Here is a 24,457-nt window from a genome sequence, read left to right as displayed (position 1 = left end):
CCGAAAGTTGCACGCGAACTGCTGGAAGTGTTCTTGGGCCTGCATTTCAATCGCTCATTCTACATGCTTTGTAGAGGTTGAAGCACTTTTTTTAGTGCCATGACTGAAGTAAGCCTTGTAAATTTTCTTTGCAATCGGGGCGGCATCGGAGCCGCCGTGGCCGCCGTTCTCAAGAAAAACCGACACGGCGATCTGGGGCTGGAGGATGGGGGCGTAGCCGACGAAGACGGCGTGGGTCTGGCGGGCCTTGCGCAGGCCGTGTTCGGCGGAACCGGTCTTACCGGCGTTGGGGATGCCGATATTGCCCAGGGAGCGCCGGGCGGTGCCGCCGCGCACGACTTCGATGAGTCCGAGGCGAATCGTGTTGAGCGTCGCCGGTGCGAGGCCCACCGGCGACAGTCCGGGGCGGCTGTCAAGCTGCAGGTGCGGCTGGACGCGGTAGCCGCCGTTGGCGATGGCGCTCACCATGATCGCGTTCTGGAGGGGCGTGGAGAGCACCATGCCCTGGCCAATCGAAGTGTTGGCGGTGTCGCCGGGATACCAGCGCTGGCCGAAGCGCTGCATCTTCCATTCAGGGGTGGGCACGATGCCGTTCGATTCGCTGGGTAGACCCAGGCCGGTGCGGGTGCCGAAGCCAAAATTTCGGGCCCAGTGGCCGATTTGCTCGGGACCGATGCGCAGGCCCACCTGATAGAAGAACGTATCGGAGCTGATCGCCAGCGCGCCGACAAAGCCCAGGCGGCCAAAGCCGCCGCCGTCGTGCTCGCGAAAGACGCGGCTGCCGATGCGCAGGCCGCCAAAGGTCTGCAGGGTCGATGCGGGGTTAAATTTGCCGCTTTCGAGGGCGGCGGCGGTCATGATGATCTTGAAGGTGCTGGCGGTGGGATAGGGTCTGAGGGCGCGGTTGAGTAGGGGCCGCTCCGGCGTCTGCAGCCGCTTCCAGTCCGCCGTCGCAATCCGGCCTGAGAGAATATTGGCGTCGTAGCTGGGGCTGGAGGCCATCGCCAGCACCTGGCCCGTGCGCGGGTCGAGGGCCACGACCGCGCCGCGCTTTTGGAGGCTATGGAGGGCGGACTCGGCGGCCTTCTGCAGGCTCAGATCGATGGAGAGGCGCACGTCGGCACCGGCTTTGGGGGGCCGTTCTCCGAGCACGCGCACCACCTGACCGGCCCCATCGACCTCCACCGGCTCGCCGCCCCACTCGCCGTGCAGCTGTTCTTCGAGCAGCCGCTCCACACCGGCCTTGCCGACGATATCGCCCAGACGATAGCCCTGCTCCTTGCGCTCGGCCAGCTGCTGCTCCGAGATTTCGCCGGTGTAGCCCAGCAGGTGGCTTGCGATCGGGCCGTTGGGATAGGTGCGCATCCACTCGACATCGACTCTGATCCCCGGCAACTGTTGAATATGCTCGCGCAGGACGGTCACCAGCTTCGGTTCGACGTTCTGCAGCACGCGCACCGGGTAGGGCGAGTTGTAACCGGCAATCCGCAGTTTTTGGGCCATCCTGTCCGCCGGAACGGCGATAAAGCCGCTCAGCCGTCCCAGCACCTCGGGCCATTGCCGGGCTCTCAGTTGCATCGGCTCAAGAAAGACCGAGTAGGAGAGGCGGTTGGTCGCCAGCACCCGGCCATAGCGATCGAGGATCCGGCCACGGGGGGGCCGGATCGGGATGAGCCGGATGCGGTTGTTCTCGGCCAGTTCGCGGTGGTAGCTGCCGCGCACCAGTTGCAGGTAGCCCAGGCGCGAGCCGACCCCCGCTAAAAGGAGCAGCGCCACGCCGAGTAAGACCATGCCCCGGTTGCCCTCGCCACTGGTGCGCTTGTCGCGGCGGTCCTGCTGCAGTTGCACGGCTGATGCTCCTGGGGTGCTGTTGACGTACTTGTAGCACAGCGGAGCGCCCTCAGGGCGACGGGACGGGCAGGGGCAACTCGACGAAGAAGGCTGCCCCGCTGCCTGCACCGGCACTGGCGGCCCAGACTCTGCCGCCGTGCAACTCGACGATGTGCTTGACGATAAAAAGTCCCAGCCCCAGGCCGCCCTGGGTGCGGGTGGTACCGGCGCTCGCCTGGGTAAAGCGCTCGAACAGGCGCGGCAAAAATTCAGGCGCGATGCCCACCCCGCTGTCGCGCACCTCGATGCGCACCCCGCCCGCTGTGGTCATCAGCCGCACCTCCACCTGTCCCCCGGCGGGGGTGAACTTGATCGCGTTGGTGAGCAGATTCCAGACCACCTGGGTGAGGCGGACCGAATCGGCCATCAGCTCAGGCAGGTTCTTCGCGACCTCGACCGTCAGCTCGACCTGGGCATTTTTGGCAAGCGGGCGCACCGTCTCGACAGCCAGTTGCACGACCCCTTCCAGGGCCAGCGGTTGGAGCTTCAGTTCAAATTTGCCCCGCTGGATGCGGTTGACATCTAATAGATCGGCGATGAGCTGGTTCTGAAGCTTGGCGTTGCGCTCGATCGCCTCAAGGGCGCTCGCCTGCGTCTTTTCTGGCAATCCACCGCGCCGGAGCAACTGGGTCCAGCCGATGATCGGATTGAGCGGGGTGCGCAGCTCGTGGCTGAGGACAGCGAGAAATTCGTCTTTGACCCGGTTGGCCGTCTCCGCCTCGGCGCGGGCGATTTCGAGCATCTTCTCGCTGCGCTTGCGCTCGGTGATGTCGGTCGAGAAGCCACAGAGGGCGTATACCTTGCCTGAGGTGTCGTAGAGGGGAAATTTGACCGACAGATAGGTGCGCTGCTCGCCGTCCAGCGGAATCACCTCTTCAAATTCGAGGGGCCGACTGGCCTCCAGCACCTGGCGGTCGTTTTTGAGAAATTGCTCCGCCAGCTCCTCGCCAAACAGTTCCCGGTCCGTTTTGCCGATTGCTTTTTCTCTGGGCCAGCCGAACAACCGTTCAAACTCGCGGTTGACCAGTTGCAGGCGGCCTTCGAGATCCTTGAGGTAGACGACTGTGCCGGAGCCGTCGAGGATAGCCACCAGGCGCGCCTCGCTCTCGCGCAGCGACAACTCCCCCTGCTTGCGCTCGGTGATGTCGAGGGCGGTGCCGAAGAACTCGACGGGTCTACGGGCGGTGTCTTCGCCCTCGAAGAGCACCAGGCCATTTACCGAGAGCCAGCGCACGCCGCCATCCGGCTGGACGATCCGGTGCTCAAGTTCGTAGCGGCCCGCCCCAGTCGGATCGAGGGCAGCGGCAAGGGCAGCGCCCACGCGCTGCCGGTCGTCGGGGTGGACACTCTGCAGGGCAGCGGTGAGGCTCAGCCTGGCATGCTCGCTGCTCAGACCCAGAATTTCGCACAGTCGGGAATCCAACTCTCCCTGGTCGGCGGACGGGTCGTAGTGCCAGGTGCCGAGCCGGGCCGCCTCGATCGCAAGCCGGGTGCGCTGTTCTGCCTTGCGCAGCCGCTGTTCGGTCTCTCTTCGGACGTGCGACAGCGCCAGGTTTGCCTGCACCCGCGCCAGCAATTCCCGCGCCGAGAAGGGCTTGACCAGATAATCGTCCGCCCCGGCAGCAAGACCCTCGATGCGTGCCTCCTCTCCGGCCCGCGCCGAGAGGACGATCACCGGCACTTCCACCCCGCCTCGCCGCTGTCTGAGGGCTTTTAATAGCTCGAACCCGTCGAGTCTCGGCATCATCGCGTCGGTGAGCACCAGATCCGGCAACTCCCGCTCGATAGCAGCGAGCGCCTCCAGGCCGTCGCTGACCACCTCGACGGTGTAGCGCTCGCCCAGCAGGCGGCGCACGTACTCGCGCATATCGGCGTTGTCGTCGGCAAGCAAGATCCGCGAGCGGTGATAGGTAGACTCAAATGGCCGATCCGGCAGCCAGCCAGAAAGCGTTGCCGCTGCTGTGTTGTCGGCGGTGGACAGCCAGCTTAGGGCTTCCTCGACGTAGGCATCCACCCGGATGGCGGTGGAAGGGAGGGGGTCTGGGGCCGATACGGCTTTGCTGTCGAGGTGTTTTGTTCCCAGCGGCAGGTTGACGGTGAACGTGCTGCCCTGGCCCAGAATGCTGGCGACAGCGATCGTGCCGCCGTGGAGCCGGGCCAACTCCGCCACCAGCGCCAGCCCGATGCCGCTGCCCTCGTAGGTGCGACCGCGTGCCCCCTCGACCCGGTAAAACCGCTCAAATAAGCGCGGCAACTCGTGAGCGGCGATGCCGATGCCTGTATCTTTGACGCTCAACTGCGCACTCTGGCCGCTCACCGCGAGCGAAACGACGATCTGACCCTCAAAGGTGTACTTGAAGGCGTTAGAAAGCAGGTTGAGGACGATCTTCTCCCACATGTCCCGGTCCACGTACACCGGCTCAGGGAGCGGCGGACAATCGATCGCCAACTGCAGCCCTGCCGCCTCGATGGCCGAGCGGAAGACCGAGGCCAACTCCGCCGTAAAACCTGCCAGATCCGTAGGCTGGTAGTTCGCCTGCACCCGGCCCGCTTCGATGCGACTGAAATCTAACAGCGTGTTGACCAGTTTTAGCAACCGCTGGCCGTTGCGCTGGATCATCTGCAACCGCTCGCGCTCTTTTGCAGGGATACTCTTTTCTGGAGCCGCAAGGGTTTCCTCCAGCGGACCGAGCATCAGCGTGAGGGGCGTGCGAAATTCGTGGCTGACGTTGCTAAAAAAAGTCGTCTTTGCCCGGTCGAGTTCAGCCAGGGCGGCTGCCCGCCTGCGCTCGATTTCGTAGGCTCGGGCGTTGGCCAGGGCAGCGGCAATCTGCCCGGCCAGCAGATCGATGAACCCCGCGTAGGCGTCGTCGTAGCGGCGGTAGGGGCTGAGCCCGGCCACCAGAAAGCCCGCCGGTTGCTCCTGGCCCTGGCTTTTGAGGGGCACGATCGTCGCTTCGAGCGGCGGTCGGTCCCACGCGCTTGGAGGCGGCTGATTGCCAAAGCGTCTGGCAATGTCGCCGACGGTGGTCGTCGTTCCGTGCCAGGCAGCCTCCACTGGCCACTGGGGATCGTCGGCTCCAGGATCGATCGCCGCTGCGACAACGGAAAGGGCAGGGTCGAGGCCGGTGGTGCCGGCCAGCCGGGCCCGCCCTCCACTCTCCGCCTCAAATAGATAACTCAGCATAAAAGGCAGATCCTTGCGGTCGTGGCCTACCCGGCGCTCCACGGCAGCGAGCACTTCCTGCTCGGTGTTGGTGACAGCGAGATCGGTGGCCAACTCGCGCAGCAGGGCCATGCGCCGCTCGGCGATTACCCGCTCGGTTTCCTCTGCAACCACGCACAGCATCCCGACGACCCGGCCACTATCGTCGGCCAGGGGACTGTAGGAGAAAGTATGGTAGGTCTCCTCCGAAAAGCCGCTGCGCTCCAAAAAAAGCAAGAGCCCTTCGTCGTAGGTGGCCTCCCCCGTGCGCAGCACCTTCTCGATGCGCGGGCCAATGTCGCTCCAGATTTCGGCCCAGACCTGCCGGGCCGCAGAACCGAGCGCCCAGGGATGTTTGATGCCCAGAGTCGGACGGTAAGCGTCGTTGTAGAAAAACGTGAGTTCCTCTCCCCAACCCATCCACATCGCGTAGCGTGAACTGAGCAGGATGCGCAGGGCCGTCTTCAGGCTCTGGGGCCAGTTGTGCTGCGGCCCGAGCGGCGTGAGCGACCAGTCTCTGGTCTGCACGAGGCGGCCCATCTGGCCGCTGCCGGTAAAAAGTTCGTCGTGCATCGAGATGCCTGCCCCGTCCCCGGACTGCAGCGGCGTGGGTTTGACAGAAGCGTTGTCCATAGCTGAATGGGCTAACTTTTCGAGTTACCGAAGGCTGGTAAGAGTCTAACAAAAATCATCTCTAAAGTTGCCTGTCGCGCCCCAAGCGATACATTTTGATGTCGATAACTTCAGGGACCGGTGCGATTAAAGCGCTCGACACCGCCCAGGACCGTCGTCACCTGATCAGGTTTGCCGTACTGGTTGGTTCCCCAGTTGAAGTCATCGACGCGCAACTGAAAACCGCCGGTCTGCAGCACCGGGTTGTAGATGAGCGACAGCGAATAGGTGCGCCGATCAAAGCTCAAGGAGAAGTAGTTGTCTACAACTTTACGAAAAAACAGGTCGTAGGCCACCTGGACTCCGGCGCGCACCGGTCCATAGATCTGCTGCTGGATGCCGCCGTAGATCTGCTGAGCTGAGGCGACCCGGTCGAACAAAAACGGCGAGAGGCCACTGACATAACCGTTGTTGTAGCCGATGTTGAGACTGGTGTAATCGAACAGGTCCTTCGTAAAGCGGCCAATAATCGTCGAGAGGCCCACCCGGCCACCCAGGTAGGTCTGGCTGTCGCCGCTCGAGTACCAGGACTGGGAGAGGGTGGTGCCCAGATCCAGCCAGAGGCCAGGTGTGACCGGCTGCTGGGTAAAGCGCAGGGTCTCGCGCGAGGGCGGCAGGTAGGTGCCCACCACCAGCGGAATCTGTTTGCTTAAAGAACCCGCGAGCCGCAGGCGGGAAAGGTCCGGCTGGGCAGGTAGGTTGGGCCGGTCACTTATGGCGTTGATCAAAGCGGCGTTGACCTGATAAGAGAGCAGCACGCCGGTGTTGCCCAGGTTGATTACGGGCGAATCGAGGGTAATGCCCAGAATCGAGTGGGCGATCTGATAGCCGACGACGTAGTTAAAGAAGCGCTCGTTGTAGGAAAAGTTGAAGGTCAGGGTGTGGTTGCCCAGCGGCAGGATCTGATCGATGCGACCGCGCAGACGGTTTTCGAGGTTGCCGAGGTCGAGGCCGTTGAGTTCAAGAAAGACCTTTGTAATCTGGCCGTTGCCGTAGTCGAGGTTGAGTTTGCTCTGGATGCCGAAGTTGGCCGGGTCGAGAAAGCCGCGCGAGCTGAACGCCTGCTGGATGTAGAACTGGGGCGAAAAAGACAACCAGCTTTTATTAGAAAAGTCGATGTAGAAGTTTTGCTGGTAGTAGATGCCGCCCTTGTCAAAGTAGTCGGCACCGATCTCGTAGGGCGGCTTGCGGCGCTCCTTGTCGATCGTGCTGAGGATGGTTGGAAAGGGCAGGGTTGTCGTCTGATCGAACAGGATTGTTCCTGAATCGATCGTGAGCCGGTTGGAGCCGGGACCGTTCGGGACGAGCGTGGCGCGGTTGGAGATGACCTCCAGTTCCGGCGGGTCGAACTGGTCCGGTGTGGCGCGCAGGTCCTCGGCTTTTGCGCCCTGGGGGCTGAAGGTGATGCGCCGGGCGTGGAAGCGCAGGATGCCGCCCCGCGCCTTGGGCGCGACCGGAGCCGCCGCCGCGATCGGTCCTGGATCGGTTGCCAGGGGAGAATTGGGCACCGGCGCGGTGTTGTCGGGCTTGGTGTCGATGCGCCCCTGGGCATCGAGCAGCACCCCTTCTTTGCGGGCAAAGTTGTACTCCAGCCGCCTGCCGCTCAGGCGTTGCTCTCCCTGGACGAGCGTGAGATGGCCCTCGGCCACCGCCAGGCGCGTGTCGAGGTTGACCTGCATCTGGTCGGCGCTCAGCAGAATGTCGTTGAGGCGGAGCTTGACGTTGCCTCGGGCCGTAAAAATATGGGTCGTCTGGTCGTACTGCTGATCGTCGGCGTCAAGAAAGATCTGATCGCCGGGCTTGAGCGCACCGCCGGAGGACAGTCCCTCCTCGGCAGGTCGCAGGCGGCTGTTATCGACGTTTTTGCCCAGATCGCTCGCCTGGCCGGGAGCCTGGGCCTGCAGATCGCTCACGCGGGCAACCGGCGGTTGTGGCTCGGGTAGCGCCTCAGCCAGAAGTACCAGGGGCGGGGGCGGCGGCGGAAGCACCGGGAAGTAGGGCATGAACACTCCTGGTCTGCTTCCTCAGCATACCGAATCTCGCCGGTTTAGCGCCCCTCGGTGCAGAGGGGCTGGGCCAGAGCTTCCTCGTCGGTGCTGCTCTCGGTCCCGGCGATGCGCTGCATCGCGCCGGTGCGGACGTTGAAATCGCCGGCGTGGGTGCCCATTGCCAGCAGCACACTCAGATCGATGGCGACCACCGGCGAGCTTTTGAGCACTTCGGTGCGGATGCGGATGGTGGCCTCGCCAGGGGCATGGCGGGTGATGTCGGCGGTAGAGGCGATCAAGGAACCTTCGTGGTCGCGCAGGTGCTCGCTGAAGACAAAGTGGTTTCTGGTGTTTTCTTCGACCTGCCAGCAGACGCGCTCCAGACGCTCGCCCGTATCGACGCGGTAGCCCGCGTAAAGACCTGCCAGGTCGCCAGGCAGGCTGATGCGCTCGCTCTGGTAGCTACCCAGGGTACCGAAGCCATGATCTTCGATCACCGTCGAGGTGAACTGCCAACTGCCGCGCACCCAGTCCGGAATGAGCGCCAGCGTCGAGACGCCCAGCAAAAAGGGCGTCCCCTGGCTGCCGCCACTGCGAATGCCCACCTGCAGCAGTGGATGGGGCACTGCTCCAGCGATGCCCAACCTGGCGCGCAACAGCGCATCGTCCTGGGCGTCCACCTGGCCGTCGCCGTCGATGTCGGCGCGGCGAATCTGTTCTTCGCTTAAAAGCACCTCTCCCTGCAGGTAGCGCCCGAGCAGGTGTTCATCTTGCAGATCGATCACACTGTCGGCGTTGAGGTCGCCCTCGAGCAGCCCACTGGCAAAAGCGGCGATCGAAGGGATGGAAAAAAAGAAAAGCGCAACCCAACCGAGGGCAGAGGCGATCACTTTTTGAGGCATCGCAAAGAGCATCCCAAAAAAAGAGGAGGGCGGAACGCGGACTAGTCTAGCGGGCGATCTTCGCCCCTCTATGAGAAGTTCACGATCCCTTTAGACCCACTTAGCGGTGCTAAGGTGAAAAAATGCACAGGCGGCTGAAGGAGACACTCCCTGGGTGAGATCGAACTGGCCTTCCGCAAGGCATGGCTTTTTTTGTACGCGCGCGGCATCGGCGAGGACTACCTGTCGGCTCTCGAAGCTTTTGTGCGCGCCGCGATCGGTGCCTACCGCAGGGGCTATAGCCTGGAGCGGCTCAAGCTCGAACTGGTGGCCAGCCGCAAGCTGACCGGCAACCCTGCCCTCGACGCCAACCTCGCCTTCAGCGAGGAAGAACTGGGGGTGCGCGATCTGTGGCTGCGGCTGGTCTACCTCGCCCTCGAGATGGTCGGTGAGCCGCCTCCCGGTGAACCCCTGGCAAGCAACGATCCGCGCGCGGACGAGACAGGGGTCGAGCTGCTGGTGCTCGGCGTGATTCGGGCCTACAGGGACGGCTATACCCTCGACTCGTTCAAATTCGAGTTGCTCCTCGAAGGCCGGCAGTTCGACGATCCAGAGCAGGCGGCCATCCTCAGCCAGTGGATGCGGATCGTCTTTTTGTGCCTGCAACTGCGGGAGGAGCCTCAAAATTCGTAGCGCCGGTTCTCGATGCGGATGCGCACCGGTACCGCCTGCCCGCCCGCCGTCACCCGCGCATCGACCAGCGCCCGGCTGGGATGCTGATTCAAATCGGCGGCGATGCGCTCGCGCTCCGCTTCGGGAATGTAGTAAGTCTCCAGGCCAAATTTCAGCCTGCCCCTGCGGTAGTGGCCCATCAGCACCGCCTGGGTGCCGGTGGGTTGCGGTGGGCTGGTAGAGACAGAGAGCGCCCGCCAGGCGGTGCCAGGCGTCTGCGGAGCGGCCAGAAGCACGTAGAGCGGTGCGCCCTCGGCGATTGCGCTCGGAAAGCCCGGTAGCTTGCGCGCATCGGCGATCTGATAGCTCAAGTTGACGTAGTAGCCGCTCAAGGCGTTGAACGGATCGACCGGGGCTGTCTGGAGCGTCACTTCCCGGCCCGTGAGAGAGATCCAGTTTTGCTGGGCCGGTGCCCAAAAAAGCAGCAGCGTCTGCCCAAGGACGGCAGCCAGCAGCAAACCCCATCCCCGGACGCGGTTCTGCTTGGCAGGCAGGGACTTAAGCATTTTTGAAGCCCTCCTCGCGCTGGAGAAATTTTTCAAACCAGAAGGCGGCGGCAACGACGGCCAGCCCGATGCCCACAAAGGCGGCGGATTTGATGAGCAGGCCAGTCTCGTACTCGAAGAAGCGGCTCAAGATGAGCAGGCCCCAAAAACCGGTCCCCAACAAAAAAGCCCGGCGATCGCCCGCGTGCAGCCCGGCCCAGAGCAGATAGCTGCCCATCGCCAGCAGCGTCAGGTTCCGCCAGATAATCGCCGCCAGATCGGGTAGCCCGAGCAACAGAGGCAACAGCACCCCGGCAGCGCCGACGGCGATCGCCAGCGCCTGCAGGCGCAATTGCAGATCGTTGCTTTGCCACAAAAGCCAGCCGCCCCCTGCGATCAAGCTGGTGAGCAACAGCCAGCTGGAGCTGTCGCTCGCCATTTCCCAGCGGCCCGGCAGCGGCTCCAGGGCAAACCAGAACGAGTAATAGTAGCCCACCAGGGCAACCGCAAAGAAGGCGACGCCGCGAGCGAAGCGGCCCTGGGGCACTCCGGCTGCCGCCGGCAGCGTAGCAAAGACCCACAGCCAGGCTGCCACCAGCAGGCCAAAGACAAACGGCGGGCCGTCCCCAAAGCCAAAGCGGTCCACCCCCTGCAAAAGAACGACCAGGCTGAAGGCAAGGCCACTTATCTGGTAGAGCAGCCAGGAGCGCTCGCGCCAGGCCAGCAGCAAAAACAGCGCCAGGCCCGACCAGGGCAATAGCCACCAGAGAGGTTGATCGATCTGCCCCTGGGAGAAGCTGGCGCTCAAACAGGCCGAACAACCTACAAGCAGCGCCAGCAGGGCGTTCGCCAGATTGGGTAGAGCGAACGCTACCAAAAGCGCCCCGACGACCCAGAGGAGCAGCGCCTGGTACAGCTCGCCCTGCAGGTGAAAGATCTGGCCAAATAGACCAATATTTGCGCCATAGACAAGCGAACCGACCAGCACCAGCGCCTGACCGGCGGCGGACTGGCCGCGCACCCGCCACAGATAAAACCCGCCGCCGTAAGCGCCCCACATCGCTCCCAAAAGCAAGAGTATCCGCGCCAGTGTGGGCAGAGCCTGCCAGTTGGCGGCGACGAAGCTGATGACACCCAGGCCAATGAGCAGGGCTCCGCAGAGGGCCACCGCCGTTACCAGGCTGAAGCGGGTCTGCGGCAGTTCGTCGAGCCGATACAGTTGAGCGAGGGCCTCGGCCTGGGCCGCATCGACCAGGCCGCGCTCGCGCCAGAGGGGCACCTCCTGCTTGAGGGAGCGCCGGAAGGCGGGTGAGAAGTTGGGGGGCAGTTGCATGGCAATTCTCTGGAAGATACCAGCGATTATAGAAGTGGACTGGTGATGGGCTCAGCCTGGCCTGTGCCAGTTGCCCGACTGTCTTTTTAGGTATCTGGCAAATGGCAGGTTATTACCGTAGACGCGATCAGGCTCTTGCCCCAAGCGAGCTGAGCACCCTGGGCGGCCAGCTTCTGGCCTCGCCCTACTTGAGCGTCAACAACCTCAACCGCGACTTTGTCGCCACCCGTGGCTTCTCGATTGTCTTCAAACAAGAGAGCCTGCCTGTAGTCGTTCAGCGCTTCGGCTATCTGGAGCCTTACCTGGCGCTTGCCCTTGAGGCGGACTGCAACGCCTTTTACCTCAACGCTCTGCTGCTCACCCAAAATTCCCGCGTCGATCCGCACATCGACCGCAGCCTGCGTTCTTACTGCAAGACGGTCGATCCCCCCGCCGCCGTCAGCGTGCTCTACATCCAGGTGCCCCCCGCCCTCGAAGGGGGAGAATTGGTACTGTGCTGCGGCAAAAAACCAGTCGGCCAGATCCGGCCTGTAGAAAATACCCTGGTCCACTTCCAGGGCAATCTCACCCACTCTGTCAATAAAATGCGCTCCCCCGGTCGCCGCCTCAGCCTGGTGTGCGAGCAATACCAGCTGAGCGAGCTGGAACTACTGAGCATTCCGACCTTTACGGTCGAGTCGCGGGTCCAGCCGGTTCGCTAGGCCAGGCAAAGTCTCCGGCGGCGATCCTGTCGCTGCTGTCGAAGATCGGGGGATTGCTTGAGACCAGGTTGCTCAGGCCATCGATGAGCCGGCGCAGGTTGGCGCGAAATTTGGGATCGCCGGTAAATTCTTCGAGGTCGCCTGTGATCTTCTGGACGTTCTGCAGCGAAGTGCGGGCCGAATCGAGGGTGGCGCGCAGCGAATCGACCGTGCCGGGGTCGGAGATGGACGCACTCAAATTGCGCAAACTCGTCACCGCCTGATCGGTGTTGTTGACGATGCGATCGACTTTTTCTTTGGTGAGGCTCGATCCGAGCTGCTGGGAAAGCCGCCGCACGTCGTCGCTGGTCTGGCTCAAGTTAGCGAGAGTCGAGCGCAGGGAGTCGCGGTTGTCGTTGAGGAGCGCATCGACGTCTTGAGAAGTTTTGGCGAGCGAGCGGGCGGCAACGCTGAAGTTGGGGACTTCTTTGTTGGCAACCCGGTCGGCGGCGACGGCGAGTGTGTCGAGGTCGGTAGCGGCGCGCTTAGAAAGCAGGCTCAAATTGTCGGCGGTCTGCCCAAATTTGACTACGGTCGTCTGCAATGAATCAAAAAAGCGGCGATCGAGGCGGCTTGCCAGAGCGTCGAGGGAGCGCACCAGTTCTTCAAAGCGCGGCGGGGTGTTCCCGATGACGGTCGATTTTGGACAGACGTACAGCTGCACTGCCGGGTTTTGCTCGCAACCTTCTGAAAGCTTGGCAACGGTAAAATCTGGGGGCACCGAGGCTGTGTCGGGCGGGAAGATCTCGATGAACGTCTCGCCGATCAGGCCGCTCTGGGAGACGACAAATTTTGAATCTTTTGGAATAATCACATCCCCTTTGTCGAGCAGCACATCGACGCGCACGTTGCGAATCCCCGGCACCGTCCCCTCGACGATGCCGATGCGCACGCCCCTGAGGCGTACCGGTGCCCCGACGTTGAGGCTGTTGGCATCTTCAAAGGCGATCGAAAAGCGATAGCCGCCCTGGCGCAGGCCGCCTGAGATCCAGAGGTAAAGTCCGACGGTGATGCCCACACCGACGATAATCAGCAGTCCTACCAGCCCCTCGCGAATGCCCCGTCGGTTCATCTTGTTGCTCCTTAGTGGTTACTGGATAGGTCCGTCGGTCCTGCCATCAAAAAACTGGCGCACGTACGGATCCTGACAGGTGTCAATTTCAGGCACCGTGCCCTCCCAGCGCACCTTGCCCTGGTAGATCATCAAGATGCGATCGGCGGTGTGACGAATCGTGCTTTCCTGGTGGGTGACCACGACGTAGCTATCGCAGGAGCCCTGGTCTTTGAGCTGGCGAATCAAATTTTCGATCACCGTCGAGGCGATCGGGTCAAGCCCGGCAGTCGGTTCGTCATAAAGTAACAGCTGCGGGTCGTCGTCGGGATTGCCGGGATCTTCCATGATCGCCCGCGCAAAGGAGACCCGCTTGCGCTGGCCGCCGGACAGCTCCGCCGGCATCTGTTCTGCGATCTCCGGGTGCAGGCCCACCAGTTCGAGTTTTTGACGCACCAGCTCGGCGATCTTTTCGCGGGGCAGCTTCGAGTGCTCGTAGAGCAAAAAGCCGACGTTCTCCTTGACGGTGAGCGAGTCGAACAGCGCCGCCTGCTGAAAGACCATGCTGATCTGCACCGGTTTGGCGAGGGCGCGGTTGACCTGCAGGGGCTGGCCCGAGACGAGCACCTCCCCCTCGTCGGGATCTAATAGACCGCTCACGATCCGCAGAACTGTGGATTTGCCGGTACCGGATGGCCCGACGATCACCAGCGCCTCACCGTGATAAATCTTGAGATCGACGCCGTCGAGGACGCGCTGACCGTTAAAGCTTTTAGTAACGCCGCGCAACTCTACAAGCGGCCCGCCTGTCGAGACAGGTGTGTTCACAAAATACGTGACCGAGAGGTGACAGGGACATTTTACACTGGCGGCCTCTGCGACTTTAGACCTGTCTATTGGCCTATGGACATGTCTCTATAGGGAGATGTAGGCACTGCTTCGAGCGTGGCACGATCAAACCTGGAGTTAGGGAGGCTATTCCCCATGAGACCCAGTCATTTGATCCTCAGTGCGCTGCTTGCTCTTTCACCGGCAGTACTGCTGAGCGGCAGTGCCCAGGCCCAGCAGATGACCAGCCCGAGCACGACAACCACGACGACCACGACCGAGACGACGACGAGCACCCAACCGACCACGACGACAAGCACCGTCAGCTACACCAACGACAACGTGCCCCAACCCGAAGACTCGCTCATCGATATCCAGGATCAGTACGTTGCCGATGGCAAGCTCAAAATAAAGACCGTCAACAGCCCTTCGATCGGCTACCTGGTGATCTACGACAACAACAACGGCCTGCGCGGCGACATCCTGGGCTACACCCCGATCGAGGCCGGTGCCAACAAGGATCTGAGCGTTTCTTTGAGCCGTCTACCCAAGAACAACCGGGGCTTCGCGGTGGTGCATGTTCTGCGCAACGCCCGCTCCAACAACGTGCTGGGCCGCTTTGATCCCACCACCTTCCCGCCTGCGCAGTCGCCCAAGTCGGCGATCGCTGCTTTCAACGTCTATCCCTACCAGACGGGCTACGCCGATCCGAGTGCCACGTCTGTGAGCAGCGCCTCCTACAGCAGCACGACCACGACCACGACGACTGCGCCCTCCGATGCGTTGAATCCCGCACCGGGCAACACCCCGCCCAAACCGTAGACCGTGTAGATAGATTCAACAAAAAGGGGCCAGACGGCCCCTTTTTGCACTGTCAGCAGGTGGCGGTTTTATACAGTCACGGTCTTCTTGATGCTGGCGGCGGCGATGTAGCGCTTGGCCATCTCTTCGAGGGAGACCTGCTTGATCTTGTCGGCCTGACCGGCGGAGCCGAACTCGATGTAGCGCTCGCGGCAGACTTTTTGCATCGCCTTGGTCGAGGGGATCAAGAACTTGCGCGGATCGAACTCGGTGGTGTCCTCGGCGAGAGCCTTGCGCACGGCACCGGTAATCGCCAGCCGGTTGTCGGTATCGACGTTGATCTTGCGCACGCCGTTGCGAATGCCTTCTTGAATCTCAGCGACCGGCACGCCCCAGGTCTGCGGAATCGCTCCGCCGTAGGCGTTGATGATGTCCTGCAGATCCTGCGGCACGCTGGAGGAGCCGTGCATGACCAGGTGGGTGTTGGGCAGGCGGTGGTGAATTTCGCGGATGCGGTCGATGGCGAGGATCGCACCGTCGGGCTTGCGGCTGAACTTGTAAGCGCCGTGGCTGGTGCCGATGGCGATGGCGAGGGCATCGACGCCGGTGCGCTCGACAAAATCGGCGGCCTGATCCGGGTCGGTCAGGAGCTGATCGTGGGAGAGCGACCCCTCGAAGCCGTGGCCGTCTTCTTTGTCGCCCTGGCCGGTTTCAAGGGAACCGAGGCAACCCAGTTCACCCTCGACGCTCACCCCGAGGGCGTGGGCGACTTCGGTCACCTTGGCAGTCACCTCGACGTTGTACTCGTAGCTTGCCGGGGTCTTGGCATCCTCCATCAAGGAGCCATCCATCATCACGCTGGTAAAGCCGTTCTTGATCGCCGAGTAGCAGGTGGCCGGGCTGTTGCCGTGGTCCTGGTGCATGACGATCGGAATCTCGGGGTACTCCTCGACAGCGCCGAGCACCATGTGGCGCAGGAAGGCTTCGCCTGCATACTTGCGGGCACCCCGCGACGCCTGCAGGATCACGGGGCTGTTGACTTCGCGGGCAGCCTCCATGATTGCCTTGATCTGCTCGAGATTATTGACGTTAAAAGCTGGAATGCCGTAGTTGTTCTCAGCAGCGTGGTCCAGCAAAATTCGCAACGGTACAAGCGCCATAACTTTCCTCCTAGAGATGCCAGCGACCCGCACCGGGGGCCGCAGCCGCAACCGTCCGTACTCGCCCTAATTTTAAGATAGATTTCAAATTCTGGCGAGGGCGCAACGGTGGTTAGTGCAGGCGACCAAGAATGTAATCCACCAGGTCGGCGAGCGCTTCTCTGGCGGGTGAAGCCGGCAGCGCATCGAGATTGGTAAGCGCCTCGCGGGCGTGCTGCTGGGCCAACTCGCGGGTGCGCTCGATGCCCCGACTGGCAAAGACCATCGACATCGCCTTTTCGAGATCGCCCGGCTCGTCGAACTGGCGCTCGATGAGTACACCCAGGTGCGGTGCCTCCTCAAGGGCGTAGAGAACTGGAGCGGTGAGGTTGCCGTCCTGCAGATCCGAACCGGCAGGCTTGCCCAGTTGGGCGGTCGAACCGGTAAAGTCGAGCAGATCGTCGATCACCTGAAAGGCGATGCCCAAGTGGCGGCCATACTCATAAAGAGCGTCGCAGACAACCGCAGGGCTACCGCTCAGCACCGCCGCCGCCCGCGAGGTACCGGCCATCAGCGAGGCCGTCTTATAAAAACTCTTGTCGAGATACTGCTCGAAGGTCAGTTCCGGGTCGAACTGGATCGTGCTCTGCAACAGTTCGCCTTCGCCAAAGTGCGAGATCACCTCTCCTAAAAGTTCCACCACCTCCAGGCTGCCCAAGCGGGCCAGCAGCACCGAAGATAGACCAAATAGATAATCGCCCGCGAGCATCGCTACCCGGTTGCCGAAGCGGGCGTTCACCGTCTCGATGCCCCGGCGCACTTCGCTGGTGTCGATCACGTCGTCGTGCAAGAGCGAAGCGGTGTGGATCATTTCGGTGATCTCCGCCAGACGCCGATGCCGCTCGCTCGGTTCTCCCCCCGCGACCGTTGCCCGCGAGGCCAAAAGTACCAGCGCCGGACGGATGCGCTTGCCCCCCGCGTTAAACAGATGCTCCGCCGCTGCGTGCAGAACTGGATGTTTTGCCCCGACCAGACTCATCAGACTGCGCGTCATCTGGCTCAGGTCGTCTTCGACAAGAGCTGACCAGTTCCCTGCGGACACCACGCTCATAACTCCCAGGGGCACTGAGATTTAAGAAAGGTAACAGTGCCTTCATCATTTATCATAAACCGCCCACCGGGAGGCGGCACATTTACCAGAATGTCCAGGCGCGGGCGGCGATGACGTAGAGCCCCAGGGCAAAGTTGGTGACGGCGTGGGCGACGATTGCGGTGCGGATTTCTTTGCGCCAGTAGACGAGAGCCGCGTAGATCGCCCCGGCGAGGATGCCTGCGAGCCAGCGGTCGTGCTCCAGGCCAAAAAGCAAAATCGAGACGCAAAAACCAAAACCGCTGAAGCGGCCCACCGGCACCCGGCGAAAATCGTCCCGGTCGATGAGAAAGCGCAAGAGCCAGGAGCGCCAGAACAGTTCCTCCATCACCGGCACCACCAGCGTCGAGCCGCCCAGGCGGATACCCGCCCCAAGCCAGTCCAGCCCAGGCGCGCCAGTGGTAAACGGGTTGAAGCCTTCGGCCACCGCCGTCTTCGGATAGAACCCGTCCATCCCGACCCAGAGCAGTGTGACCAGAAGCCCCACCGGCAGGGCCAGCCAGTGAAAGTGCCACTTAGAAAGCTCGCTGTAGTCGCGCCGGAAGTACCAGAGCATTCCCGCCGCCAGGACCGTCTTGAGCGGATAGATCACGAACACACCGCCCGGCACCAGGGGGGTGAGGGCCGTAAGGGCGATGAAGACTATAAAAGGCAGCGTGTGGCCGTTGAGAATATCGGGCGGCTCCCCCCGCGCCTCGTCAGACGACGACATGGGATTGCTCCGAAAATTGCCGGGCGATCGCGAGCACCTGGGCCACCTTTTTGAGGTTCTTGCGGCCAGGCTGGCCTGCTTCCTCGACGCCGCTCGACAGATCGATTGCCTGGGGCTGGAGGCGATGGAGTGCTGTGAGCAGATTCTCAGGCTTCAGTCCGCCCGAGAGAATCCAGGGCAGCCCCGGCTTGAAGCCCATAAGCCACTGCCAGTCGAAGGTCACTCCCGTGCCGCCCAGTTGGGCCGGGTGCCAGGAATCGAGCAGCACCGTCTCGACGCAGCCCCGGTAGCGCTCGATGCGCTCCAGGTCCGCTGCCTCCCGCAGGCGCAGTGCCTTGATCCGCGCCACACCGGGCACGCTTTGCGCCAGATCCCTGCACACTTGCGGCTCCTCCTCGCCGTGCAGCTGAATTGCGTTCAACCCTCCGGCCTGCACCGCTTCCTCGATCGCCTCCAGGGGCGCGTCGGCGAAGACGCCCACTTTGAATATAAAGGGCGGCAATCCGGCGGTGAGGGCCCTCAACTGCTCCGCTGCGACATAGCGGGGCGAGGCGGGCACGCAGATAAAGCCCAGGGCGTGGGCACCGAGCCCGGCGATGGCGTGTGCCTGGGCAGGATCGGTGAGGCCGCAAATTTTGACCCGCATGGCAGTGGCGCAGAAGTTGCAAATCACCTCCAGTGTGCGCTAACTTTGCCGGAGATTTTGCGCCTACCGTTCGACCATCCCACCTGACAAAGCGATGCAAAGTCCAGCAGCCAGCCCGATTCGCGCCCTTCTTGCCCCGTTGCTTCTTGTTCTTCTTTCCCTGCTTTTAACGGGGGGTACAGCTGCCCGTGCCTTTCCGCTGCGCGTGCTCATCGAGGGGCCAAAGCCTTCGATGATGATTGCCGTCTCCGCCCCTGCCCAACTGCGCCAGGACAACGGCAGCGCCATCGATCTTGCCCCCGGCCACTGGTTTACGGTCACCGCCGCCCACACCGGCATCCTGCAATTGCCTGCAAACGCCTACGTGCTGGTGGGCGATCGCTGGTATCCGGAGGGAATGCAGTTCTTGCGCTTCAAAGGCGGCGTGGGTGCGATCAACCTGGTCGATTCTGAAACCTACCTGCGCGGCGTCGTTCCCCGCGAAATGCCCGCCAGTTGGAGCGATCACGCCCTGATGGCCCAGGCGGTGGCAGCGCGCACCTACGCGCTCACGAGCTACGTCCGGCGCAAGCACGGCCCGCACTACGACATGGTCGATTCGGTCATCGATCAAGTCTACGGCGGCTTTGCCCGCTACAACCCGCGCACGGGCCGCAGCACGATCCTCACCGATGCGCGCACCGATCGGGCCATCCTCGCCACCCGTGGTCAGGTACTCGACTACTCGAAGGCCCAGGGTTTCTACCGCGACAACGGCATCGCCGGTTGGGTGCGCTACGGCCAGTACCAGTTACCGATTCCCAAAGGCCGGATGCTCAGCCAGCGCGTCTCCCAGATGATGGCCACCTCCGGCTGGAACTACCGCCAGATCCTCGCCTACTGGTACAAGAGCGACGTTTATCTGTTGTCGATGTGAGTGCTGGGCGCAGGATGTTTCGTCAACTGCTTTCTTGAAATTTTCTGCAATGCCCAAGGCCAGCTCGGATGACATGGTTCAAGAACCACCGCCCTGGGAGGTTATCTTCCACGACGAATTCAGACCAGAGTTTGACGCGCTCGATGAAGACGTTCAGCTTGCCATCCTCGCCTCTGCAAAGAACCTTAAAAAAGATGGTCCGAGGCTTGGCAGGCCAAAAGTTGATACCCTCAATGGTTCCAAGTTTGCAAATATGAAAGAACTACAGATAAGCGAAGATGGACCCTGGAGAGTTGCATTCGCCTTCGATCCCAAACGCAGAGCCGTCCTACTGTGGGCTGGAAACAAATCTGGAATGAGCGAGGATTTGTTTTACAAAACACTGCTCCGTCATGCTGATAAACGATACGATCAACATAGAGAGGTAGTCGAAGCCGAACTCAAACAGGTTCGACAACAGGCTGAACAGGCAAAGAAGAAAGTCAACGGGAAGTCATTCCCACCGGCGACCAGACAAAAGAAAAGGAAACGTTGATGCCACTCTCACTTGAGGAAATGCTGGCCCGTCTATCTCCAGAACGCAGGAAGGCGGTCAATAGGGAGGCGGAGCGGCTTGCTCACTCAGATTTTTACAAGGAGAGCCTATCCACCGAGACGCCCGCCCCGGAGGATTACATTGCTCGTCCAAAGCGACAACAGCCTCCTCAGGCTGGGGATGGTGTTCAAGAATTATCCTCAGAGCAAGAGCCACTCGCTCGACTCCTGAGGATCAAGCAGCGCATCGAGAAACAGGCTGCCCAGGGTAAGGCTATTCCTGTGGCTGATTTTCAGGCTTTAAGGGAGGCTGCTTCACAGATCGGTAGCGGCATCGAAGTGCGAGTCGAGTTGCCAAAGCATAAGTCAGAACGGAAAAAGCGCGGTGAATCAATACCTGCTTTTCCACGAAATAGAAAAAGTGGGCAGGGCTTCAGCTCTAGCATGAAGCAGCCGTTTGTAATCAAGCTTGTTGCCCATGATGCCGAAACTGAAGGGCTTTTAAGTACACACTTCGACTTGCCGCCAAAGTAAATATTCTTTTTCAATGTAGACTATTTACCCTCTCGATTCGGTTAGTTTTGCCCAGCCCTTTTCGCGCAGATAAGATTCAAGGCTGCTCAGTTTAGAAAAAATCCGTCTCAGTTCTGCCAGATCGGCTCGATAGCCGACGTTCTCGAACCAGCGATACATGATGGTCATCTCTTTGCCAGCCTGCTGCTCGAACGCCTCAAAAGGGATCTGCTGGTACTGAACGGTTTTTGCCAGAACACGGCTGAAGGCAGCGGCCACTTCTGTCATCGTCATCTCTACACTGGCCACTTCGATTTCACGGTTCAGAAATTCTGCCGGGCGCTCAAAGACCCCAGCGATCATCTCTCCGTAATCTTCTTCGGAAAGTTGCTGCAATTTCGTCTCGGGACTGAGTGGCTGGGACAATGTTCCCTTTTCGATCAGAGGGCGCATCTGTTCGTAATTGTAAAAGAAGAAGACCGGACGCATGATCGTGTAGGGTAAGCCGATCGCTCGAACATGTTCTTCGATTTGAAACTTACTGTCAAAATGGGGAACACCGGTGTTGCGCTCTGCGCTACCGACCGAACTATAGAGAAAGTGTCGGATCCCTGCTGCCTTCGCTGCGTCAGCAACGGCTTTACCTTCTCGAATTTCGGTGTCTAATCCCCTTTCAAAGTTTTGCACCGAAAAGACACCATAGACACCCTGTAGGGCGCGATCGAGCGAGGCGCGATCGTCTAGATCTCCTTCTACGAGTTTTGCACCCGCTCGTCTGAGCGCCTGTGCCTCAGGCTTATTCTCGTCGCGCACGAAGGCGCGAACCGTAAAGTTTTTGTGCTGCAACAGATGGCGAGCTACTGCACCGCCCTGGTTACCAGTTGCACCGGTAACAAGAATGATCCGATCGGAGTTTTCCATGTTTCTCTCCTGATAAATTGGGTGTAATACTGACACGCTCAATCTCTGTCGTATCCTGAAAGAACACTCAGAACGAACTGAAGATAATTGGGTTGATAACAGGTGAAACTAGTTCATAAGCCGCGGCAGTTGCTGTTCACCCGCCCTCAAAGTAACAAATGGATCTTTCATCGAACCATCTCTAAAGGCTGATATCTAGGTAGCACCGCCGGTTCGATCGAAATCTCCCCACAGGGGCGAAGCTTATCAACTATCGATGCAGATCGCTGTAATGTGAAGTTGTCTGGTTCTTCTAATATTTGCCTCCAAGATGTCTGTGATTCCCGACGACACCCACCTGCAGATCGGCTCCCTGCTTTTTGAGGGGCTGGACCAGATTGACCTTACAGGACCGTTCGAGGTGCTGTCGCGCCTGCCAAATTCGACTTACAAGATTTATGCCAGAACGGCTGAGCCGGTTCGCGATCTTAAAGGACTGCGCCTCGTCCCAGATGCGACTCTGGCCGATGCGCCCCAACTCGACGTTCTACACATTCCCGGCGGCTTTGGTCAGGAAGCTTTGATGGACAACGACGAGGTGCTGGGCTGGATACGGCAGCAGGCGGCGGGCGCGCTCAGCGTCTTCTCCGTCTGCACCGGTGCCCTGCTCTGCGGTGCGGCGGGTCTATTGATGGGCCGCCGGGCGACGACGCACTGGGCTTCGTTTCACCTGTTGCCATTTTTTGGTGCCATCCCGGTAAACGAGAGGGTGGTAGTAGACGGCAATTGGGTGTTCGCCGCCGGTGTCACCGCCGGAATCGACGGTGCCCTGCGGCTGGCGGCTGAGCTGCGCGGCAGCGAGGCGGCCCAGCTCATTCAACTCGGTATTGCCTATGCGCCTGAGCCGCCCTTTAACAGCGGCTCCCCCGAAACCGCTCCCGCTCCAATACTGGAGCAGGCGCGGCAGGCTGTGCAGGACATCACTGCCCGGCGGGAGCGGACGGCGCGGCGAATCGCTGCCGGTCTTGGTATCGACGTTTAGAAAATAACGGGCACCTGTCCTCAGACGAAGAGCACCACATTAAGGGTGAGGAGTGTCAAACTGAGACAATGCTCACCCTCAGCGATGCCTTCGATGCCGTAGCGCGCATTCTGCCCAACTACGAGGTGCGGCAGGCGCAGCTGGACATGGCGCGGGCGATCGAGCGCGGTTTTGCCGAGCGGATGCCGGTGGTGGCGGAGGCGGGAACGGGTACCGGCAAGAGCTTCAGTGCTCTCATTCCGGCTATCTTGAGCGGCAAGCGGGTGGTGATCTCGACGGCGACGATCGCCCTGCAGGAGCAGTATTTATATAAGGACATTCCGCTGTTGCAGCGGGCACTGCCCGTCCGCTTTCAGGCGCGGCTGGTCAAGGGGCGCAGCCACTACGTCTCGAAGCGGCGCTGGGGAGAGTCGCTTCTCGCTCCCGGTATTACCTGGCTGCGGGAGTGGTACGAGGACACCACCACAGGCGATCTGGCGGATCTGCCCACCAGCCCCCCGGCGGACATCTGGGAAGATATTCGCTCCGACAAGGACGACTGCCTGCGGGAGAAGTGCCCCCACTTCGACAGTTGCTTTTATTTTGAGTCGCGCCGCTCCCTCGCCCAGGCGCAGCTGTTGATTACCAATCACGCCCTGCTGCTTATCGACCGGGCAAGCCACGGCCAGATCCTGCCGGATTTTGATCTGCTCGTCATCGATGAAGCCCACCAATTTGCCGAGTACGCCAGCCGGGCGCTGACGCTCGCTTTGAGCAATTTTGGCGTCGGGCGGACGCTGGGCCGGATCAAAAAGCAGTTTCCGCTCATCGGCGTGGCGCTCTCGCAGGCGGAGGCGACGAGCAATTTCTTCTTTGAGACGCTGCTTTCCGGTTCCCAGCAGACGCGGCGCTACAACATCGATCCGGTCCTGGCGGACGATCTGGCCTCCGCCCTGGTGCGGCTGTTGCAGGCGCTCAAAGCGCTGGATTTGGGAAGCGACGACAGCCTGGAAGCGAATGTCAGCCGGATGCGCCGCGACCGGCTGGTGGAGACGCTTACCGGCTACGAGGGCAACCTGCGGGTGCTGGCGGATCCGGGTGAAAGCTGGGTCAACTGGATCGAGTACCAGACGACGCGCAGCGGGGCGGTGAACGTGACGCTCAACTGCACGCCCCTCGATGTCGCCCCGCCCCTCAGCCAGTGGTTCAGCAACTTAGAAGAAGGACCGACGACAGTCTGGATGTCTGCCACCCTCAGCACCGGCGGCAACGACCCCTTCGATTATTTTCGCCGCCAGGTGGGCCTGCCCCCGAACACGGCCCAGGAACTGATCTTTGCCAGCCCCTTCGATTTTTCGGAGCAGGCGCTACTATATCTACCCACCCATCTGCCGGATCCGAACGACGCCGCTTACACCGCTGCCATCGCCGGTGAAATCGAGAAGCTGGTCAATTTTTCCGAGGGCCGCGCCTTCGTACTCTTCACCAGCGTCCAGCAGATGAAGCAGGTATACAACCTGCTGGAGGCAAAGCTCCTGTGGCCCGCCTGCCACCAGGAGCAGATGCCCAAGCGCCGCCTCATCGAATGGTTCCGCACCGCCAAAAATCCGGTGCTCTTTGCCACCGCCAGCTTCTGGGAGGGCGTGAGTGTCGAGGGGCCGCAGCTGAGTCTGGTGATTATCGATCGCATTCCGTTTCAATCGCCCGGCGATATTGTCTACGACGCCCGCTGCGAGCAGATCGTCCGTGCCACCGGCGAGCGGTGGGCCTGGTTTGAAAAGCTCGCTTTGCCCCACGCCCAGTTGCGGCTCAAGCAGGGGGCCGGTCGCCTCATCCGCACCCGCACCGACCAGGGCGTCGTCGCCATCCTCGATCCGCGCATGGGCCGCAAAGGATATGGCCACACGATCTTGAAGGCACTGCCGCCGATGCGCGTTCTTCGCCAGTTCGACACCGAAATCTTTCGCAGGTTTATTCCACCCGCCGGAAGTGGAGTGACAATCGAGGGGGACGAGCTGTGCGTGCAGGACTTCGGTCTTGGAATCTAAAGGAGCGCTCGATGAGCAAAAAGTGCCAACACACCGAACAGATCCACCAGGTCACCCCGAGTGCGAAAGGCTGCGAGGAGTGCCTGCAGATGGGCAGCCGCTGGGTCCACCTGCGGCTGTGCCTGAGCTGCGGACACGTGGGCTGCTGCGATTCCAGTCCGAACAAGCACGCCACAAAACACTTTCGCAGCACCACCCACCCGATCGTCCAGTCCTTCGAGCCCGGCGAGGACTGGCGCTGGTGCTATATCGACAATAGCTACGTGTAGCAA

At 61.4% G+C, this 24,457-nt stretch carries 22 protein-coding genes; 9 read left to right on the top strand and 13 right to left on the bottom strand.

The genetic code is table 11. The annotated features are described in order from the left end of the window. Positions 1 to 54: 54 nt before the first annotated feature. The 4 genes from mrdA to GKIL_RS10415 all read right to left on the bottom strand — a co-directional run bounded on the left by mrdA (position 55) and on the right by GKIL_RS10415 (position 8,657). Positions 55 to 1,848: a penicillin-binding protein 2 gene (gene mrdA / locus GKIL_RS10430; protein WP_023173528.1), complete on the bottom strand. Its 1,794-nt coding sequence runs from the start codon at positions 1,846 to 1,848 to the stop codon at positions 55 to 57. 52 nt (positions 1,849 to 1,900) lie between these two features. After that, complete coding sequence (locus GKIL_RS10425) at positions 1,901 to 5,728, bottom strand: ATP-binding protein (RefSeq protein ID WP_023173527.1); 3,828 nt, start codon at positions 5,726 to 5,728, stop codon at positions 1,901 to 1,903. 110 nt (positions 5,729 to 5,838) lie between these two features. Then, positions 5,839 to 7,770, bottom strand: a complete 1,932-nt coding sequence (locus GKIL_RS10420; RefSeq protein ID WP_023173526.1) for a DUF3769 domain-containing protein — start codon at positions 7,768 to 7,770, stop codon at positions 5,839 to 5,841. A 44-nt stretch (positions 7,771 to 7,814) separates the two neighbouring features. Then, positions 7,815 to 8,657, bottom strand: a complete 843-nt coding sequence (locus GKIL_RS10415; RefSeq protein ID WP_023173524.1) for a dockerin type I repeat-containing protein — start codon at positions 8,655 to 8,657, stop codon at positions 7,815 to 7,817. A gap of 192 nt (positions 8,658 to 8,849) precedes the next feature. Between GKIL_RS10415 and GKIL_RS10410 the strand changes: the two genes are divergently transcribed. Continuing rightward, positions 8,850 to 9,329, top strand: a complete 480-nt coding sequence (locus GKIL_RS10410; protein ID WP_023173522.1) for a hypothetical protein — start codon at positions 8,850 to 8,852, stop codon at positions 9,327 to 9,329. On the opposite strand, the gene GKIL_RS10405 is transcribed toward GKIL_RS10410, so the two are convergent. Both GKIL_RS10405 and GKIL_RS10400 read right to left on the bottom strand, forming a co-directional pair. Continuing rightward, positions 9,317 to 9,874 carry a GDYXXLXY domain-containing protein gene (locus GKIL_RS10405; protein ID WP_023173521.1) on the bottom strand — a complete coding sequence of 186 codons (558 nt, stop codon included), beginning with the start codon at positions 9,872 to 9,874 and terminating at the stop codon, positions 9,317 to 9,319. The two genes, GKIL_RS10410 and GKIL_RS10405, sit on opposite strands and share 13 nt — an antisense overlap. Continuing rightward, positions 9,867 to 11,186: a DUF2157 domain-containing protein gene (locus GKIL_RS10400; protein WP_023173519.1), complete on the bottom strand. Its 1,320-nt coding sequence runs from the start codon at positions 11,184 to 11,186 to the stop codon at positions 9,867 to 9,869. The genes GKIL_RS10405 and GKIL_RS10400 overlap by 8 nt, the downstream gene beginning before the upstream one ends. A gap of 101 nt (positions 11,187 to 11,287) precedes the next feature. On the opposite strand from GKIL_RS10400, the gene GKIL_RS10395 reads away from it, so the two are divergent. Next, complete coding sequence (locus tag GKIL_RS10395) at positions 11,288 to 11,887, top strand: 2OG-Fe(II) oxygenase (RefSeq protein ID WP_023173518.1); 600 nt, start codon at positions 11,288 to 11,290, stop codon at positions 11,885 to 11,887. Here the strand turns inward: GKIL_RS10395 and GKIL_RS22615 are convergent. Further along, positions 11,853 to 12,998 (bottom strand): MlaD family protein, encoded by a 1,146-nt coding sequence (locus GKIL_RS22615; RefSeq protein WP_023173517.1) that lies wholly within the window; start codon positions 12,996 to 12,998, stop codon positions 11,853 to 11,855. The genes GKIL_RS10395 and GKIL_RS22615 overlap by 35 nt on opposite strands. 18 nt (positions 12,999 to 13,016) lie before the next feature. After that, positions 13,017 to 13,805 (bottom strand): ABC transporter ATP-binding protein, encoded by a 789-nt coding sequence (locus tag GKIL_RS10385; protein ID WP_023173516.1) that lies wholly within the window; start codon positions 13,803 to 13,805, stop codon positions 13,017 to 13,019. 156 nt (positions 13,806 to 13,961) lie between these two features. On the opposite strand from GKIL_RS10385, the gene GKIL_RS10380 reads away from it, so the two are divergent. Next, on the top strand, positions 13,962 to 14,627 hold the full coding sequence (locus GKIL_RS10380) for a DUF7282 domain-containing protein (protein WP_023173515.1): 666 nt from the start codon (positions 13,962 to 13,964) through the stop codon (positions 14,625 to 14,627). Positions 14,628 to 14,695: 68 nt separating this feature from the next. Here the strand turns inward: GKIL_RS10380 and fba are convergent, their stop codons facing one another. From fba to GKIL_RS10360, 4 genes are all read right to left on the bottom strand, one after another. After that, the gene (gene fba, locus GKIL_RS10375) at positions 14,696 to 15,766 is read right to left on the bottom strand and encodes a class II fructose-bisphosphate aldolase (RefSeq protein ID WP_023173514.1); all 1,071 of its coding nucleotides are present in this window, start codon (positions 15,764 to 15,766) and stop codon (positions 14,696 to 14,698) included. A gap of 112 nt (positions 15,767 to 15,878) precedes the next feature. Further along, positions 15,879 to 16,856 carry a solanesyl diphosphate synthase gene (sds, locus tag GKIL_RS10370; RefSeq protein WP_023173513.1) on the bottom strand — a complete coding sequence of 326 codons (978 nt, stop codon included), beginning with the start codon at positions 16,854 to 16,856 and terminating at the stop codon, positions 15,879 to 15,881. 82 nt (positions 16,857 to 16,938) lie between these two features. Beyond that, the gene (locus tag GKIL_RS10365; RefSeq protein WP_023173512.1) at positions 16,939 to 17,607 is read right to left on the bottom strand and encodes a CAAX prenyl protease-related protein; all 669 of its coding nucleotides are present in this window, start codon (positions 17,605 to 17,607) and stop codon (positions 16,939 to 16,941) included. Continuing rightward, positions 17,594 to 18,253, bottom strand: a complete 660-nt coding sequence (locus GKIL_RS10360) for a phosphoribosylanthranilate isomerase (RefSeq protein WP_023173511.1) — start codon at positions 18,251 to 18,253, stop codon at positions 17,594 to 17,596. Before GKIL_RS10360 ends, GKIL_RS10365 begins: the two co-directional genes overlap by 14 nt. A 94-nt stretch (positions 18,254 to 18,347) precedes the next feature. On the opposite strand from GKIL_RS10360, the gene GKIL_RS22610 reads away from it, so the two are divergent. The 3 genes from GKIL_RS22610 to GKIL_RS10345 are packed head-to-tail and all read left to right on the top strand — an operon-like array spanning position 18,348 to position 20,237. Beyond that, positions 18,348 to 19,169, top strand: a complete 822-nt coding sequence (locus tag GKIL_RS22610; protein WP_023173510.1) for a SpoIID/LytB domain-containing protein — start codon at positions 18,348 to 18,350, stop codon at positions 19,167 to 19,169. Positions 19,170 to 19,218: 49 nt separating this feature from the next. Continuing rightward, on the top strand, positions 19,219 to 19,704 hold the full coding sequence (locus GKIL_RS10350; RefSeq protein ID WP_223173823.1) for a type II toxin-antitoxin system RelE/ParE family toxin: 486 nt from the start codon (positions 19,219 to 19,221) through the stop codon (positions 19,702 to 19,704). Continuing rightward, positions 19,704 to 20,237: a hypothetical protein gene (locus tag GKIL_RS10345; RefSeq protein WP_023173508.1), complete on the top strand. Its 534-nt coding sequence runs from the start codon at positions 19,704 to 19,706 to the stop codon at positions 20,235 to 20,237. Before GKIL_RS10350 ends, GKIL_RS10345 begins: the two co-directional genes overlap by 1 nt. 24 nt (positions 20,238 to 20,261) lie before the next feature. Here GKIL_RS10345 and GKIL_RS10340 read toward each other — a convergent pair whose 3' ends face one another. Beyond that, a complete protein-coding gene (locus GKIL_RS10340; protein WP_023173507.1) occupies positions 20,262 to 21,137 on the bottom strand; it encodes an NmrA/HSCARG family protein in 876 nt (291 codons plus the stop codon). Positions 21,138 to 21,453: 316 nt separating this feature from the next. Here GKIL_RS10340 and GKIL_RS10335 point away from each other — a divergent pair, with 316 nt between their 5' ends. The 3 genes from GKIL_RS10335 (at position 21,454) to GKIL_RS10325 (ending at position 24,454) form a co-directional block, all read left to right on the top strand. Next, a complete protein-coding gene (locus GKIL_RS10335) occupies positions 21,454 to 22,158 on the top strand; it encodes a DJ-1/PfpI family protein (RefSeq protein ID WP_041244627.1) in 705 nt (234 codons plus the stop codon). Between the two features lie 68 nt (positions 22,159 to 22,226). After that, the gene (locus GKIL_RS10330) at positions 22,227 to 24,185 is read left to right on the top strand and encodes an ATP-dependent DNA helicase (protein ID WP_023173505.1); all 1,959 of its coding nucleotides are present in this window, start codon (positions 22,227 to 22,229) and stop codon (positions 24,183 to 24,185) included. An 11-nt stretch (positions 24,186 to 24,196) separates the two neighbouring features. Further along, positions 24,197 to 24,454, top strand: coding sequence for a ubiquitin carboxyl-terminal hydrolase 14 (locus GKIL_RS10325; RefSeq protein WP_023173504.1), 258 nt, complete (start codon positions 24,197 to 24,199; stop codon positions 24,452 to 24,454). Positions 24,455 to 24,457 lie beyond the last annotated feature (3 nt).

The organism is Gloeobacter kilaueensis JS1 (assembly GCF_000484535.1).
In the GTDB taxonomy this organism is placed as follows: Bacteria; Cyanobacteriota; Cyanobacteriia; order Gloeobacterales; family Gloeobacteraceae; genus Gloeobacter; species Gloeobacter kilaueensis.
The sequence above is the reverse complement of the archived record's forward strand: the minus strand, read 5'-3'. Positions and strand labels throughout refer to the sequence as shown.